The sequence below is a fragment of the Flavobacterium sp. FlaQc-30 genome, from assembly GCF_044005885.1.
Taxonomy (GTDB): domain Bacteria; phylum Bacteroidota; class Bacteroidia; order Flavobacteriales; family Flavobacteriaceae; genus Flavobacterium.
Window position 1 is genome coordinate 1 of record NZ_JBIPCO010000013.1, and the last position, 15,619, is coordinate 15,619.

General features: G+C 33.7%; 11 protein-coding genes and 1 pseudogene. 2 read left to right on the forward strand and 10 right to left on the reverse strand.

What is annotated here, in order from left to right:
* From ACHRV0_RS21350 to ACHRV0_RS21385, 8 genes and pseudogenes are all read right to left on the reverse strand, one after another.
* Window positions 1-1,912, reverse strand: a pseudogene (locus ACHRV0_RS21350) (hypothetical protein); the annotation flags it as partial.
* A 529-nt stretch (window positions 1,913-2,441) separates the two neighbouring features.
* Window positions 2,442-3,437, reverse strand: coding sequence for a helix-turn-helix domain-containing protein (locus tag ACHRV0_RS21355; protein WP_395442445.1), 996 nt, complete (start codon window positions 3,435-3,437; stop codon window positions 2,442-2,444).
* Window positions 3,438-3,917: 480 nt separating this feature from the next.
* Window positions 3,918-4,913: a helix-turn-helix domain-containing protein gene (locus ACHRV0_RS21360; RefSeq protein WP_395442446.1), complete on the reverse strand. Its 996-nt coding sequence runs from the start codon at window positions 4,911-4,913 to the stop codon at window positions 3,918-3,920.
* Window positions 4,913-5,896 (reverse strand): helix-turn-helix domain-containing protein, encoded by a 984-nt coding sequence (locus ACHRV0_RS21365; protein WP_395442448.1) that lies wholly within the window; start codon window positions 5,894-5,896, stop codon window positions 4,913-4,915. The genes ACHRV0_RS21360 and ACHRV0_RS21365 overlap by 1 nt, the downstream gene beginning before the upstream one ends.
* Window positions 5,897-6,077: 181 nt before the next feature.
* Complete coding sequence (locus tag ACHRV0_RS21370; protein WP_395442475.1) at window positions 6,078-6,605, reverse strand: GNAT family N-acetyltransferase; 528 nt, start codon at window positions 6,603-6,605, stop codon at window positions 6,078-6,080.
* Between the two features lie 358 nt (window positions 6,606-6,963).
* A complete protein-coding gene (locus ACHRV0_RS21375) occupies window positions 6,964-8,238 on the reverse strand; it encodes a histidine-type phosphatase (protein WP_395442449.1) in 1,275 nt (424 codons plus the stop codon).
* Window positions 8,239-8,346: 108 nt separating this feature from the next.
* Entirely contained in the window at window positions 8,347-9,528 is a 1,182-nt protein-coding gene (locus ACHRV0_RS21380; protein WP_395442450.1) for an MFS transporter, read from the reverse strand.
* An 81-nt stretch (window positions 9,529-9,609) separates the two neighbouring features.
* On the reverse strand, window positions 9,610-9,750 hold the full coding sequence (locus tag ACHRV0_RS21385; protein WP_164975038.1) for a hypothetical protein: 141 nt from the start codon (window positions 9,748-9,750) through the stop codon (window positions 9,610-9,612).
* 18 nt (window positions 9,751-9,768) lie between these two features.
* Between ACHRV0_RS21385 and ACHRV0_RS21390 the strand changes: the two genes are divergently transcribed.
* Window positions 9,769-10,506: a hypothetical protein gene (locus ACHRV0_RS21390; protein WP_395442451.1), complete on the forward strand. Its 738-nt coding sequence runs from the start codon at window positions 9,769-9,771 to the stop codon at window positions 10,504-10,506.
* Window positions 10,507-10,942: 436 nt separating this feature from the next.
* Window positions 10,943-12,484, forward strand: coding sequence for a hypothetical protein (locus tag ACHRV0_RS21395; RefSeq protein ID WP_395442453.1), 1,542 nt, complete (start codon window positions 10,943-10,945; stop codon window positions 12,482-12,484).
* 107 nt (window positions 12,485-12,591) lie between these two features.
* Here ACHRV0_RS21395 and ACHRV0_RS21400 read toward each other — a convergent pair whose 3' ends face one another.
* Window positions 12,592-12,807, reverse strand: a complete 216-nt coding sequence (locus ACHRV0_RS21400) for a heavy-metal-associated domain-containing protein (RefSeq protein ID WP_129024729.1) — start codon at window positions 12,805-12,807, stop codon at window positions 12,592-12,594.
* A gap of 334 nt (window positions 12,808-13,141) precedes the next feature.
* Complete coding sequence (locus ACHRV0_RS21405; protein WP_395442455.1) at window positions 13,142-15,562, reverse strand: heavy metal translocating P-type ATPase; 2,421 nt, start codon at window positions 15,560-15,562, stop codon at window positions 13,142-13,144.
* Between the last annotated feature and the right edge of the window lie 57 nt (window positions 15,563-15,619).

Genomic DNA, 15,619 nt, shown 5'->3' on the forward strand with positions numbered 1-15,619 from the left:
ATCCTTGTGGTCCTACTGCTCCGTCAACTCCATCTTTTCCATCAGCTCCGTTGGCTCCAGCGATTCCTTGTAATCCTTGCGGTCCTACAGCTCCGTCTTTTCCGTCAGCTCCGTTTGTTCCAGCGATACCTTGTAATCCTTGTAAACCTTGCGGTCCTACAGCTCCGTCAATTCCGTCTTTTCCGTCAGCACCGTTAGTTCCAGCGATTCCTTGTAAACCTTGTGGTCCAACTGCTCCGTCAATTCCGTCTTTTCCGTCAGCTCCATTAGTTCCTGCAATACCTTGTAATCCTTGTGGTCCAACTGCTCCGTCAACTCCGTCTTTTCCATCTGCTCCGTTAGTTCCAGCGATTCCTTGTAAACCTTGTGGTCCAACTGCTCCGTCAATTCCGTCTTTTCCGTCAGCTCCGTTTGTTCCTGCAATACCTTGTAATCCTTGCGGTCCTACTGCTCCGTCAATTCCATCTTTTCCATCTGCTCCGTTAGTTCCTGCAATACCTTGTAATCCTTGTGGTCCTACAGCTCCATCAACTCCGTCTTTTCCATCTGCTCCGTTAGTTCCTGCGACTCCTTGTAATCCTTGTGGTCCAACTGCTCCGTCAATTCCGTCTGCTCCATCAGCACCTTTTAAACCAGCTAATTGACCTGGGGTAAAATCGTCATACTTAAAATCTTTTCCATCAGTCCCATTAGCTCCGTCTTTTCCATCTGCTCCATCAGCGCCTTTTAAACCAGCTAATTGACCCGGGGTAAAATCCTCATATTTGAAATCTTTTCCATCTGTTCCATTAGATCCGTCTTTTCCATTTGCTCCATCGGCACCTTTTAAACCAGCTAATTGACCCGGCGTAAAATCCTCATATTTGAAATCTTTTCCATCTGTCCCATTAGATCCGTCTTTTCCATTTGCTCCATCAGCGCCTTTTAAACCCGCTAATTGACCTGGGGTAAAATCCTCATATTTAAAATCTTTTCCATCTGTCCCATTAGATCCGTCTTTTCCATCTGCTCCATCAGCACCTTTTAAACCAGCTAATTGACCTGGGGTAAAATCCTCATATTTAAAATCTTTTCCATCAATCCCATTAGATCCGTCTTTTCCATTTGCTCCATCGGCACCTTTTAAACCAGCTAATTGACCTGGGGTAAAATCCTCATATTTAAAATCTTTTCCATCTGTTCCATTAGATCCATCAGCACCTTTTAAACCTGCTAATTGACCCGGTGTAAAATCCTCATACTTAAAATCTTTTCCATCAGTCCCATCAGCTCCGTCTTTTCCATCTGCTCCATCAGCACCTTTTAAACCAGCTAATTGACCTGGGGTAAAATCATCATACTTGAAATCTTTTCCATCAATCCCATTGAGACCTGGTAATCCTCTTGGTCCTGTCAAACCTCCTAAAGTAATTTCATGCAATTTTTCATCTTCATCTTTATACGTCAACACTTGAGTTGAAACATTATAATTCAATGATGTTAATGTTTGATAGGTTTTTACATTTTCACCTATATCTATAGTAGTTTTTTTACCATCTTCGCTTGAGTAAGTATAAGTACCGTTTCCATTGTTTAACAATGTGGTAATAGTTTCATTAAAATTGTCTATTTCATCTTTATTCACTATTCGTACCCACTTTACTCCATTCCAGTAATAAAACCCAGGGATTACATCATTAATTGTTTGTGTATTATAAACTAACAAACTCACAGCTGCTGTTCCTAATACAGGTGTTTGTAATGTAGTTTGTACCAGTTTTATGCGAGGTATAAGCATACCTTTGTTCGTAGCAGTAACATCCAACTGTGAGGATTGTTCTGGCGTAAGGGTTCCTATTCCTACCTGACTATACGAAACTGTTGAGAACAACAATAAACCCGTAAGTCCTAAAAAAGTGTTCTTTATTTTCATAACGTTAATAATTAAATTAGTAAAATGATATTTGGTTAGATTTTTCAAAATCAAAAGGTTAACATGATTTTTTTCTATTCTCTCAGCAGCCAACAACAAAAAGAAAGATTCAGTACCTATTTGGTTTGAACAAACAACACGAATGATTTACATGGCAAAGGAACATATTACAACAGCCTAAAAACGTCAAAAAAACACCACTATAAGGTATATTTAAAGATTACACTACCTATTCACTAACAAACGGTGTCTTTTTTGCCTCTTTTATAAGAATTATTCAATATTTTGAAGTTTTACAAAGCAATAACTATCTGAAACTATGGCAGTCACAGCATATTCTACCCCATATGAATTGAAAAGATTCCCCTCAAAATTCAAAAGCCTAACACCTGAATTTATCCAGATATTAGGCAGTTGTTATTTTATTAAAAATCGCTTAATAACTATAATAGTCTCATTTTACAACTCATAATTCTTAATAGTCTTCTAAAAAAAGGATTACGACTATTATGCTTCCATATTTCTATTTTTAGTACGAACACTTAACAAAATCGTCTGATGGTTTTCTGCCATACTTTTTAAAATACAACGTGTTAAACTTGCTCACTTTACCAAAGTTTAACTCATATGCTACATCTGAAACCTTCTCAAAATTTTCACTTTTAAGCAGTTTCTTTGCTAGAATCATTTTTTCTCTCACAAAAAACTGATTTGGTGTACTTACATACATTTTTTTAAACAGCGTTTTAAATTTAGTAGCCGACATTCCCGCTATTTCAGCCAAACTTTCCACACCAGGAAATCCTCTCATTAAATTATTTAGCAAATAATCCTTCTTTTGATTCAATGCTTTAGCTTCTTTTTTTGATATATGATGCAGCATCGGAGTAAGATTCGAATATCTGCTAATAAACTTAGCCAGCAATCTTAGGCTGACTCCTTTTAAATAGATTTCAAATGCGGGATCGAGAAAAGATTTATTTTTTATAGCATGCATGATTAATTTGCTGTTGCTGTCGATATGATCATAAAAAAACAGAGTGTTTTTATCACTTTTTATTTTACGTTTATGAGTGTGCTCTTTATTGGTATCTATAATCGAAGAACTTATTAATTCCTTGCTCACCAACAATCGCATGGCAAAAACACGTTCTCCAACAACGGGCTGAAATACGTTCTCTATAGCATTATCAAAAACGCCTAATCCAAGATTTGCTTTATACCCAATTTTATGTTTGATTCCATCGATATGAATTAAATTCATTTCGTCGCTAAAATCATAATGAATAACAAACAATCCGTTATCGGATTTAAGTCTTTTTAGATAAATATTTCTTTCAAATTTTAAATCTAAAAGAACAACAGAAAGTCCTTTTGTAACTGTTGTAAAGAAAAATCCGCCTTCAGCCACTTCTTTTGGTGCGATTAATAACTTATCATCAATTAATTCGGTTCCAAATTGTTCAGCAAGAGCTCTGAGCCATTTTGCCGATAACGAATAGGTATGTTCAATTTCAATCATCATTCAATTTTTATTTTATTTAAAAAAAGCAGCAAAAACTTTAACCTTTTCAGGTTAGTTATTTAAAAAGAAGTAAGATTTTTAAGGAAGGCTTTTGGGTATAGAATTCTTTTCAATAAAAAATGCTATGGGGTAATAGAAGATAAATTCTCAATAAGGTATTCTCACCTCGTTCTTAATAAATAATTTACGGGGCAAATAGACGAATTTCAATAGCCTAAATACGTCATATAAATAACAGTATAAGGTATTTTTAGAATCGCTTATACAAATAAAAATGCAGTAAACTAATTCAACAAGTAGTGACAGAATTAGTTATTTTCTTTACGGGTAAAAAAATTACGAGTAAACTTAAGATTTCAAAAAAGGCTGAAATCAAAAAAATAATAAGTGACGATATAATAAGACTTCCCTCCATTTTCTTTGAATAAGAACCTTTGGAGGATTAAGGAAAAAACTATAAACAAAAGTGTTTTTACAGTTTTAAAATTCTGATCGCATAAAATCATCAGAAGGTTTTTTTCCAAAATGTTGGAAATACGAGTTAGAGAACTTGCTTACCTTGCTATAGTTTAGCTTATAAGCGACATCAGATAAATCAACAAAATTTTCGCTTTTAAGAAGCTCCTGCGCCAGGATCATCTTTTGTCTTATAAAAAAATGATTTGGTGTAGTAACAAACATTTTTCTGAATAAGGATTTGTATTTTGTAACAGACATTCCTGCCATTTCGGCAAGCATATCCACACCTGGAAATCCTATAAGTAAGTTTTCCAGTAAATAATTTTTTGTCAAATTTAAAGCCTCAGCTTCTTTATCTGGTATGTGATGCAGTAATTGTGCAAGGTTTGAATATCTATTGATAAACTTGGCAAGTAATCTTAAACTCACACCTTGCAGATAAATTTGAAATGAAGGTTCGAGAAAAGATTTATTTTTTATGTTATGTATAATCAACTTACTGTTACTATCAATATGATCGTAAAAATAGAGTGTATTTTTATCACTTTTAATTCTTCGTTTATTAGCATTTTTTAAATTTTGATCAGCAATCGATGCACTCAATATTTTTTTATTTACTAATAAACGTAATGCAAAAACACGTTCTCCAACTACTGGTTGAAAAATATTCTCTATAGCATTATCAACAACACCAAGTCCTAAGTTGGCTTTATATCCAATTTTATGTTTGATTCCGTCAACGTGAATTAGATTTATCTCGTCACTAAAATCATAATGAATGATATACAAATCGCTATCTGATTTTAGTCTTCTAATGCAAATTTCTTTTTTAAACGTTAAGTCCAAAAGCACTACAGACAGCCCTGATGTAACTTGAGTAAAAAACACGCCGCCTTCTGCCAATTCAGGCATCAATATCACTTTACCGTCAATTACTTCCCCTCCCTCTCCAAGTTGTTCTAAATCTTGATACAACCAGTCGGGAGTTAAAGTATATATATGACGAATCTCTCTCATTACTCTAATTGTTTAATATAATCTTTTGGCGTCATTCCAAAAAACTCTTTGAATCTCGCCGCGAAATAGGAACTATTAGTGAAGCTTAGACTATCTGAAATCTGAGAAATAGTAAGTTGTCTTTCTTGCAATAGTCGTTTTGCTTTTAAGAGTTTGTTATTCAAAAAGAAAGCGTTCGGAGTCATTCCAGTTACTTTTCGAAACAGTTTTTTAAATTTTGATTCAGACATATTTGCCTGCTGTGCCAGAAATTCAATACTTGGAAATAATTCGTTCAAATTTTCAACCAAATAAGATTGTGATTTTATTATATATCTTAAATCATCTTCATTTATCTTATCAATGACTAATTCTTCATAAGTCATTTTTTCAATATATTCTGCTAATAAATTCTGAACTGTTCCTCTTAAATAAAGATCAAAAGCGGTTCCTCCAACTTCTTGTGCACGCAAATTCGTTAATAAATTATAGCTGTCGTTACTCATTCTAGTAAACTTGACAATTGTATTTAAATTGGGATCAAAAATCTCTTCAGCATGTTCTTTTAAAGATGGATTGTCTTGAAAATACTCTTTTATCAATTCTTTTTTTATAAAAATACAAAGGGCAAAAGTTTTACTTCCTTCTTTAACAATATAATCTGAATACAAGGTACTGTCGAGTATAGCCAAATTCCAGTTCCATCTTCCTATAGGATTGGCAACATCATCTGACAACAAGAGAGCTTCTCCTTCGGTAAGGTTATAATAAAACCCTATAAAATCATCTGATTTGTTTTCTTGTCTCAAATGAATTTCTGAATTGTAAACGACATCAATGTACATAACAGAAATTCCTATGCCAAAATTTAAAAAATATCGGTCTCCAGTATGAATATGTTCAGGAACTACAATAAAATTACCTTCTACTTTTCCTTCAAGTTCTAAAGCAAATGGTTCGACCCAGTCCAACTCTACTCCGTAATGATGTGTAATTTTTTTCATTCTATAACTGACATATTTTGGTACTACTTTTTTTACTAACAAAAATATAGATATTTTTATTTACTTTTTTATTCAGAGTATTATTTCAAATAATTTTTAGTTAAAAACTTGATTTTTTTTAGAATAAAAACTAAACAAACATAATAAAACGCTCTATTTAAGCAGTTTAAATATTTAAATCTTATAAAAACTTTTCTCGTTTCGGATTATAAAGCATAGCGGTACACAAACAGTTTTTTCGCTCTTTGCTCATTAAAATAGAACAATTAACGCAGGATTTGCAATTCTCCCAAAAAGCATCATCGGTAGTTAATTCAGAATACGTGACAGGTTCAAAACCTAGTTCATGGTTCATTTTCATTACTGCCAATCCCGTAGTTAAACTAAATATTTTAGCCTGAGGATATTTTTGACGGCTGAGCCAGAAAATTTTTTGTTTGATTTTTTTAGCCAAACCCGTATGCCTAAATTGCGGCGCTACTATCAATCCCGAATTAGAAACATACTCTCCATTATTCCAAGCGGAAATAAACGAAAATCCAGCCCAGGTTCCATCTGATGCAAAAGCAATTACAGCTTCACCTTTTTTCATTTTTTCTTCCAGTAATTCTGGCGAACGTCCCGAAATTCCTGTTCCCCGAGCTAAAGCTGATGACAGCGTCGTATTGCTAATTTCATTTAACCAAAATACATGATTAACATTGGCAATTTCGATTATAAAATTTGGTAATTCTTCTATCCCTTGATTATTGATTGATAAAATCGCTGGCTCACAAAGTAAAAAGTCTTTGCCTAAAAAGTCCAAAACAGGTTGTCGGGTTTTCATATTTTATTTAGCGTTTTTGGTTTCACTATTAATGTTAAAACAAAATAATATTTCCAAAATACGTACCAATACATACGTTACGCCACTATTGAACGTCTTACAAGCTGTCTGTGTTTAGTTTACACCAATAATAAGATCTTTCTAAACGAACGATAGTGCTATCAAAATGATACGATTATATCATTTTGATATTCCAGTAAACAAAAAAAGATGAGAATTAATCTCATCCTTTTATCTTTTTTTAAGTCGAAAGCAAACCCTTATAATACTTTTCTACATCTTTCCAATGATAATAAGGCGCTTTGTCTGTTTGAATAGTTGGAACCAATATTTCTTTTTCATGCAAAAGAAACTTTACAAGAATATCATCTGATTTTCGCTTCCTGAAAAATACAATTTGTATGTTACCTGCCATAGGCGCAATTTTAAAACTGCTCCAAACTTCGTAAAACTTACTTGAATCTGAAATACTATTGTAACTTCCTTCTAAATGAAGCAACATTGCCAACGGAATTATATTACCATCATGTGCAAAACGCAGTGTTGCACCTTTTCCTTTTGATGCAATCATCTTGTTGGCATTTTCAAGGATATTTTTCAGTGTAGGTTTTTGATTTTCAAACATAATACCATTATTAAGAGCTGCGTTTGCATCATTTACATATATACGATAATTACTGGTTTGCCATAAATCAAACAATTCTTGTTTTTCGAACAAATCATAAAATAACAACTTTGTTTCGGTATTTTGCATTCCTCCTGCGATCGCAAATAACTTATTCATAAGATCATTTGGATTCACTTTCGTAAGGATATAATCGTTGTTAGAAAATAGAAATTTTATCAAACGATCTGGCTGGGTATGAGCAGCCTCAAATTTTAGAAAATCTACTTTCCAAGTATCTTTAGCACTTCTAAAAGCAATTGCTTCTTTTGTATGATAATTCAAGTATTGCTGCCATTTTACACCAGCATTTCGAGTAATCTGTAAGTTTGGATTAAACTCTTTTATTCGTTCGCAAAAAGCATCCATACTTAATGCCACTCGCAATACTGATGTTGCACTTGCCTCTACTTGAGCATCTTTTGTAAATACTTTCGGATAATTTGCATACATACGTTCCGCAATACCTCTTTGCTCTCGTTGTCCTAGCGGAGAAAGATCGCCGCCTCTAAATTCAACCTCAATCCAAAGCTGCTGTAATCGTTTTAAAGCATCTTTACCCAAAGCCGTTAAAGCTCCATTTTTATCAGCATCTTCAAACAAATTGATAACCTCTTTATAATCATTATCACTTATTAAATAACGAGAGCCGTGACGCCCAAAATGACTAATATAAAATGCTTCATACCCTTTTGGAACAGGTGTAAGAGGTACAATATCTTTTTCTGGATAAGCATAATATACCCCCGCCGTTTTTTCGGGAGTATCAAATAATTCCTGCTTGGTTGTTTGAGCAAAAACAAAAGATAGATTAATCAGCGTAAATAATAATGATAAAGTAGTTTTTCTCATTTTGATTTCGTTTTTGAAAAGTAAATATATTCCAAATACTAGAAATCAGATGCAGTAAACTAATCATTAAATTATCATTAACAATTTTACAGTATTTGGATCGTAAAATTAAGCAGTTTTAGTTTTTCGCAATCGCATCCATACGTAAGTAAGAGCCAGAAATACCATTGCAGCGCTGGCGTACATAAGCATCGGAATTTTTGCAATTACATCTTGATACATCCATCCAGCTATAAGAGCACCAAGACCAATTCCAGCCTCAAGCGCAATGTACATTGTCGCCATTGCTTTTCCTCGATGATCTGCAAAACTCATATCAACCGTCCAAGCATTAAGAGCTGGTGAAACAATTCCCGTAGAGATTCCGTAGATTGCTGCGCCTATTAAAAGTCCGCTGATCGATGTTGAAAATCCAACGATTACAAGTGATACAATTAAAAAGAAAAGTCCAATACCTATTAAATGCAAACGACCATATTTATCAGATGCTTTTCCTGCTCCAAAACGAATCATTACCGAAGTAATTGTAAAGACCATAAAAAACAAACCTTTATTGGTTATTCCTAAATGCTGGCTCCAATCCGGAATTAATGTCAATATTACGCCATAAGCCATATAAGAAAGAAAGGTTACTATAGCTGCCGGAAGTACTTCTACAGCAATAATGTCTTTTCTCGAAATTCTAAGAATACGCAGACTAAAACGTTGTTTGTGTTTCAACGTTTCTTTCATATTCATTAATATTACAATAGACAAAAGTGCAAAAACAGAAGACGCGTAAAAAAGCATATTCATAGAAGAATATATTTTTATCGTACTCCCAATCGCCGGCCCCAAAGCCATTCCGATAGAAAAACAAAGTCCATGTAAACCCAAAGCTTCTCCCCAGCGTTCTCTTGGAACAATATCAGCAACATAAGCTGCCGTTGCTGTAGGTTTGAATCCTGTTGAAAATCCGTGAATTAATCGTAAAAACAAAAAGCCAGAAACCGTTCCTAAAACGGGATACAGAATACCACAAACAAAACAAACAATTGAACCAACTGCCATAACGGGAACTCTACCTAAAGTATCCGTCAACCGACCGCTGAATGGTCTTGAAATTCCTGCTGTTAATGTAAAAAACGCCACAATTAATCCTTTGTATTCTGCTCCGCCCATTTTACTCAGATATTCTGGGAGTTCAGGAATCAGCATATTGAAACTAGCGGAAAAGAGTAATGAACTTAAACAAACTAATCCAAACTGAAGATTATATATGGGATGAACGGCTTTAACAGGGGAATTCATGAAGTATTTTTAAAAATGCAAAGATAGAGAAAACTCACGCTTCAAGCTAATCGATAATTCTTAATTAAAAAGAAAGACCACTTATACAAACAAAAATAATCCTAATATTTTCATAATTTGTCCGTTTCTATAAGGGTTAGAAAACTTCAAAATCCCTATATTTACTTTTTTGGCAATAAAACCAAATGGCACGAATACAAATTCCTGCTGGTTTATGTCCATTAATTTTAAGCATTCAAGATGAAAGAATATACCATAGCAACAGGATCATTAGCTGTAGAAAATAATCCTGTATCAAATAATAAAATACTAAAAGCCGATTTATTACCTAATCCTAACTCTAGATTAAATTCTATGGAAATGAAGGAAACTCCTCTTTCTGATTCCGATATTCCATATAGAGATTTAACAGATGCAGCCAGTAAAAAAGAAAGTATTGCACGGTTGATTGACAAGCTGGATGTTGAAAAAAACATTAGATATCAAAGAACTGTAGAAGATACTTACTGCAATGTCTATTCTTATGATTATTGCTGGTTCTCTAAAGTGTATCTCCCAACGGTTTGGTGGACTGATGAAGCTTTCGAAAAGATAATGAATGGACAAGAGGTTGAAGCTGTTTTTGAAAAAACTGTTGATCGCATTTACTCTAGCGCTATACACGATTGGTTTTTGCAATGGGGTTCAAATTTTGGCTGGGAAAGAATGCATAGTCCTGATGAAATTCAAAATAAAGTAAATACTAATGGCGGAATTGGAATAATTTGCGCGAAAAGAAGAGAGAAAGGACTTTCTGGGCATATTGTTCCTGTTGTTCCCGAAACTGATTTGCACAAAGCTTATCGAGAGAATGGTATGGTAATTTATCCGCTGCAATCGCAAGCTGGAAAGCTGAATTACAACTACTTTTCGGAAATTAGAAAAGATTGGTGGAATGACGAATTGTACTCTTCTTATGTTTTTTATTATCACGAATAAAAAGCATTTGAGTTTTATTTTAAAACCCTAAAAAAACATATTCATTTCCATTGCACTAACAGCTTGGAAATAATCTAATTATTCACTACTTTTGCAGCTTAGAAAAAAACAAGTATTGCAAAAGTTCCGTCTACGCTATACTCCAGCTTAAATTATTGATATAAAAGCGATTAATAACGATAACTATTTTATAACCCAATTGTAAAATTTTATTTTTTTATTCCTCTTTCAGTCGATATAAAGGCGCAATTTCTAAACGATAATTTCCTATATTTTTAAAAGTAAACGAAAAACTTTTATAATGGAGGCAACATTAATGCTTAATCCGTTACAAGGTTTCTTGTCCCTAATTTTAACAGAATTAGGTTCACGTTTATCAATAAAAAGTATCAATCTAAAAAAGTTTTATCAACCATAAAAAAGAAAAAAAGTATAAATGAAAGACAATCAGACAAAAAAATATTATTGGGGAATTGGATTAGAGAATGAAACCTATTTGCAATTTGCAGATCCCTTGATAGTTTCTGGTGAATTTATACAAGAAAAAATTGGTTTTGAAAAATACAGTATTGATTACAGAAAGTGTTATAAACCAGAAAGCCTTGCTCCTGTTTTAAAAAAAGCTTTTAATTTGAATGAAAGCTACACCGTAAGCCGAATGATGAATAGTCATTCTCTGGAAAAACTTGATATCAATTATCAGCACAAAACATTATCGCCATTAAAGCCTTTACCTTCTGCCGAAAACAGTGAGGTAAGCACACAGCCTATCGAAAATCCAGATTATCTTGGAAAATCGATTATGGAGCTTTTTCTAGAGGATCAGCCATATAATATTCAGAGCATGATTACTCAAAGAAACAAAACAATGGGATCTGTTCATTTTGATGGTGATTCTATCGAGTTTGTAACTAAATATTTTGAAAACAGAACGGTAGTTGATTCGTGCAAAGAACTTAAAGCAACCAAAAAGCTTTTTATTGATAAAATAAACGAATCGCGCATATTGAACGGAAAATTAAATTTTCCAGATTACAACAATGGTCTTAATATGTTTATGACAAATCAGGAAAATCTGGTTTTGTTTAATAACGGAACGTATCATTTTCATATTACTTTACCATCATTAACTGAAGACAGCAGAATTGTAGATTATAATGATTTTGAAAAAACACATTCAAACGCCATTTATCTATTGCAATGGTTTGAGCCGTTTTTTATAGCTACTCTTGGAAGCCCCGATATTATGGGAGTAATAAGCGACACTTACAGCATGGACAAAAAATTTACTTTGGGCTCTATGCGTAATGCAATGTCTCGCTACATAGGTGTAGGCACTTACAATAAAGCAATGCCAAAAGGAAAAATCTTAACTTATAAAGTAGATGATTTTAGAAAATTACTGAAGTTTACAAAAGAAGAAAATATTTGGTGGCGTGATCAAGTTGAAGCTGAAATGGAATATGAAATGCTCTCGGAAATTGGTCTTGATTTTAATCAGGAAAAAATGTACCAAAGCGGTTTTGAATTCAGAAGTTTTGATGAGTTTCCGGCACAATACTTAAACGATGTTCTTTTCTCGATTATTTTAATTTGCGAGCATTCGTTGAATTTACCTGATGTACAATGGGCGCATGACAGCAAAGCGTGGAATAATCTCGTTTTTAAAACTTTAAAAATGGGCTATTCAACTGAAATCAACGAAGAAGAAAAGAATGAAGTTTTAAATTTACTACAGCTTTTAGATTCTTCAGATGAAAACTATAATACGTTAAAAACTGAATTCGAAGCCATTGTAATGCTGGATAAATTCTTCTTTAAAATTCTAGAAGTTTTGCATCATAAATACAAAGAAAACAATGTTTGTTTGGATGCTATGTACGGACAAAAAACAAACTTTCCTCCTAAGTGGGATAACTTTAATAAATACCAAACAGAGAGACACTTAAAACAAATAGGCTCTTTCTGCGAAAATTAAAATTCTATATGATAAAAAAAGCGTCACTTTTCTATTGAAAACTGACGCTTTTTGCATTTAAACAACAATTAAATTGTATTTTTTAAAAGAATAAAAAAACTCTAAGCTTATATAGGCTCAGCCTTAAAACCTTTACTTTTAATAATCGCAACTATTTCGTCCTCTGTTGCTCCTTCTGATTGAACGGTAAGGATTTTATCAGCATTATCAGTATCTACATTCCATTGAGCAATACCTTTAGCATTGTCCAAATCAGATTTTACTTTTGCTACACATCCGCCGCAATTAAGGGTTGTTTTGAATTGAAGATTTTTATTTTCCATTTTGTATGATGTTTTACAATTATTTGATACAGCAAATTTCCGCCATTTTTACCTCAATTTGCTTATAATATTCCGTATTTGATTTGTGATATTTACTGATTGTTTCGAAAAAAGGTTCTAAGGCTCTGAGGTTCTGAGATACTAAGGGGCAAAGGTTTTTATTTGCTGTGTTATTTATAGCGCTTTATTTCAAAAAAAGACCTCATTTTACCTGCTTCAAAAATCGTAATGAAGAGGAAAAATGAGGTCAATAAATAAATCAATTAAACTAAAGTTAATTTAAAACGGCGGCATATAAATTAGGAAGCCGCCGTTTTAGCAAACGCATCAAGGTTTACTTTTTCCATTTTAAACGCAAACTGTTACTTACTACACTTACGCTGCTCAAGGCCATTGCGGCTCCAGCAATCATTGGATTTAATAAAAATCCGTTTATTGGATATAATACTCCTGCAGCAAGAGGAATACCAATTAGATTATAAATAAACGCCCAAAATAAGTTTTGCTTTATGGTTGCTACTGTTTGTTTAGACAAACGAATAGCTTGAGGTATTTTGTTAAGATCTGACGAAATAATAGTCATCTTCGCTACATCCATTGCAATATCACTTCCCTTGCCCATTGCAATACTTACATCAGCAGTTGCTAATGCCGTACTGTCGTTTATACCATCACCAACCATTGCTACAACTTTACCTTGCTGCTGTAATTCTTTTACAAAATCAGCTTTATACTGAGGCATTACCTCTGCTTTATAATGTTTTATTCCTGTTTGTTCAGCGATAGCTTTTGCAGTAGCTTCATTATCGCCTGTAAGCATATAGAGTTCTATACCCATATCTTGCATTTGTTTAATCGCTTCTACAGATGTCTCTTTTATTTTATCGGAAATTGCAATAACCGAAAGCGCTTCTTTACTATTAGCAAACCAAATTACAGTTTTAGATTCTTTACCCCAAGCATCAGCTTGATCTACTAATGAATCAGCAATCGTAATAGTATTTTCAGTTAATAATTTTTTATTCCCTACAAAATAGGTTTCATTATTATAAATTGCTTTTGCTCCCTTACCAGTAATACTATCAAAACCTGATAAAGACACGCTTTGCACACCATCTAATTTTTTCACTACGGCTTCTGCCAAAGGATGCTCAGATTGCTTTTCGATACTCAGTAATATATCTTTTGTTACATCATTATTATCTAACCATTTAACACCTGTTACTTGTGGTTTTCCTTCGGTAATAGTTCCAGTCTTGTCCAAAACAATAGCAGTAACTTTTCTGGCTAATTCTAAACTTTCGGCATCTTTAATTAGTATCCCATTTTCGGCACCTTTACCTACTCCTACCATAATTGCCGTAGGTGTCGCAAGACCTAAGGCACAAGGACAAGCAATTACCAATACCGTAACAGCGGCCAATAAAGCTTGCGCCACAGCATTATCACCTCCTAAAACTATCCAAGCAATAAAAGTTAATATTGCTATACCAATAACAATAGGAACAAAAATACCTGCAATTTTATCTACTAGTTTTTGTACAGGAGCCTTACTTCCTTGAGCATCTTGCACCATTCTAATGATTTGCGCAAGCATGGTTTCTCTACCAACTTTAACAGCTTCAAACTGAAAACTTCCTTTTTGATTTATTGTTCCAGCAAAAACCTTTTCATTCTCTGTTTTCAACACAGGAACAGGTTCACCACTCAACATACTTTCATCAACGTATGAATTCCCCGAAATCACCATTCCGTCTACAGCAATTTTTTCACCTGGTTTTACCAAGATAATTGCTCCCACATGTACATCCTCAATAACAGTTTGTTTTTCGGTGCCGTCAGGCTGAATAACCATTACGGTTTTGGGCTGTAAACCCATAAGTTTTTTTATTGCTGATGAAGTATTTCCTTTCGCCTTTTCTTCTAATAATTTACCTAGAAGAATAAATGCAATAACTACCGCTGCAGCTTCAAAATATACGTGAGCATGTAAGCCTCGTTGATGCCAAAAATCCATGAATAACATATTGAATACACTAAACAAATACGCAATTCCTGTACTTAAAGCCACCAGCGTATCCATATTGGCAGAACCGTGTTTGGTTTGTTTCCATGCATTTATAAAGAAGTCTTTCCCTAACCAAAGAATTACCGGTGTAGAAAAAAGCCACATAATTTCATTACCATAAGGCATATCCATAAAGAACATACCAATAGTTACTACAGGCAGTGATAATAGAACTGCCCAAATGGTTTTATTTTTTAATTTTTTGAAATTCTCAGCATGAATAGCTTCTAAAGATTCTTGCTGCCTAGCTTCATCTTCAATAAGTAAATCGTAACCAACAGCTTGAACTGCTTTTTGAAGTTTATTTGCATCTGTAAGATTCGGAAGATACTCCACCGTTAAATTTCCAGTTGCAAAGTTTACCGATGCATCAACTACTCCTAATTCATACGATACAATACTTTCTGCGCTGCCTGCACAAGATGCACAAGTCATGCCTAGAACAGGAAAAGTTTTTTTTACGGTTGGTACACCATACCCTAAATCTTTAATAGCCTTTACAGCATTGCCAACCGTTTCATTTCCTTTTACGGTAATAACAGCTCTGCGGTTGTTTACTTCTACTTTATGAGTTTCAACACCTTTTATCTCTGCTAATCCTTTATCTACGATTAAAGCACAGTGCTCACTCTCTACGTTTTCCAGCGGAATGAAAATTGCTTCCTTAGTATTATTATTTGTTGCCATAATTCACTTGTTGTAATTTATTATGCAAAGTTGGCAACAATAGCAGTAAGTTCTATT

Excerpts from the sequence above, each read along its gene's own strand:
- ACHRV0_RS21380 (WP_395442450.1), bottom strand. The coding sequence starts at position 9,528 with ATGAATTCCCCTGTTAAAGCCGTTCATCCCATATATAATCTTCAGTTT.
- ACHRV0_RS21365 (WP_395442448.1), bottom strand. The coding sequence starts at position 5,896 with ATGAAAAAAATTACACATCATTACGGAGTAGAGTTGGACTGGGTCGAA.
- ACHRV0_RS21385 (WP_164975038.1), bottom strand. The coding sequence starts at position 9,750 with ATGGACATAAACCAGCAGGAATTTGTATTCGTGCCATTTGGTTTTATT.
- ACHRV0_RS21395 (WP_395442453.1), top strand. The coding sequence starts at position 10,943 with ATGAAAGACAATCAGACAAAAAAATATTATTGGGGAATTGGATTAGAG.
- ACHRV0_RS21355 (WP_395442445.1), bottom strand. The coding sequence starts at position 3,437 with ATGATGATTGAAATTGAACATACCTATTCGTTATCGGCAAAATGGCTC.
- ACHRV0_RS21390 (WP_395442451.1), top strand. The coding sequence starts at position 9,769 with ATGAAAGAATATACCATAGCAACAGGATCATTAGCTGTAGAAAATAAT.
- ACHRV0_RS21405 (WP_395442455.1), bottom strand. The coding sequence starts at position 15,562 with ATGGCAACAAATAATAATACTAAGGAAGCAATTTTCATTCCGCTGGAA.
- ACHRV0_RS21375 (WP_395442449.1), bottom strand. The coding sequence starts at position 8,238 with ATGAGAAAAACTACTTTATCATTATTATTTACGCTGATTAATCTATCT.
- ACHRV0_RS21360 (WP_395442446.1), bottom strand. The coding sequence starts at position 4,913 with ATGAGAGAGATTCGTCATATATATACTTTAACTCCCGACTGGTTGTAT.
- ACHRV0_RS21400 (WP_129024729.1), bottom strand. The coding sequence starts at position 12,807 with ATGGAAAATAAAAATCTTCAATTCAAAACAACCCTTAATTGCGGCGGA.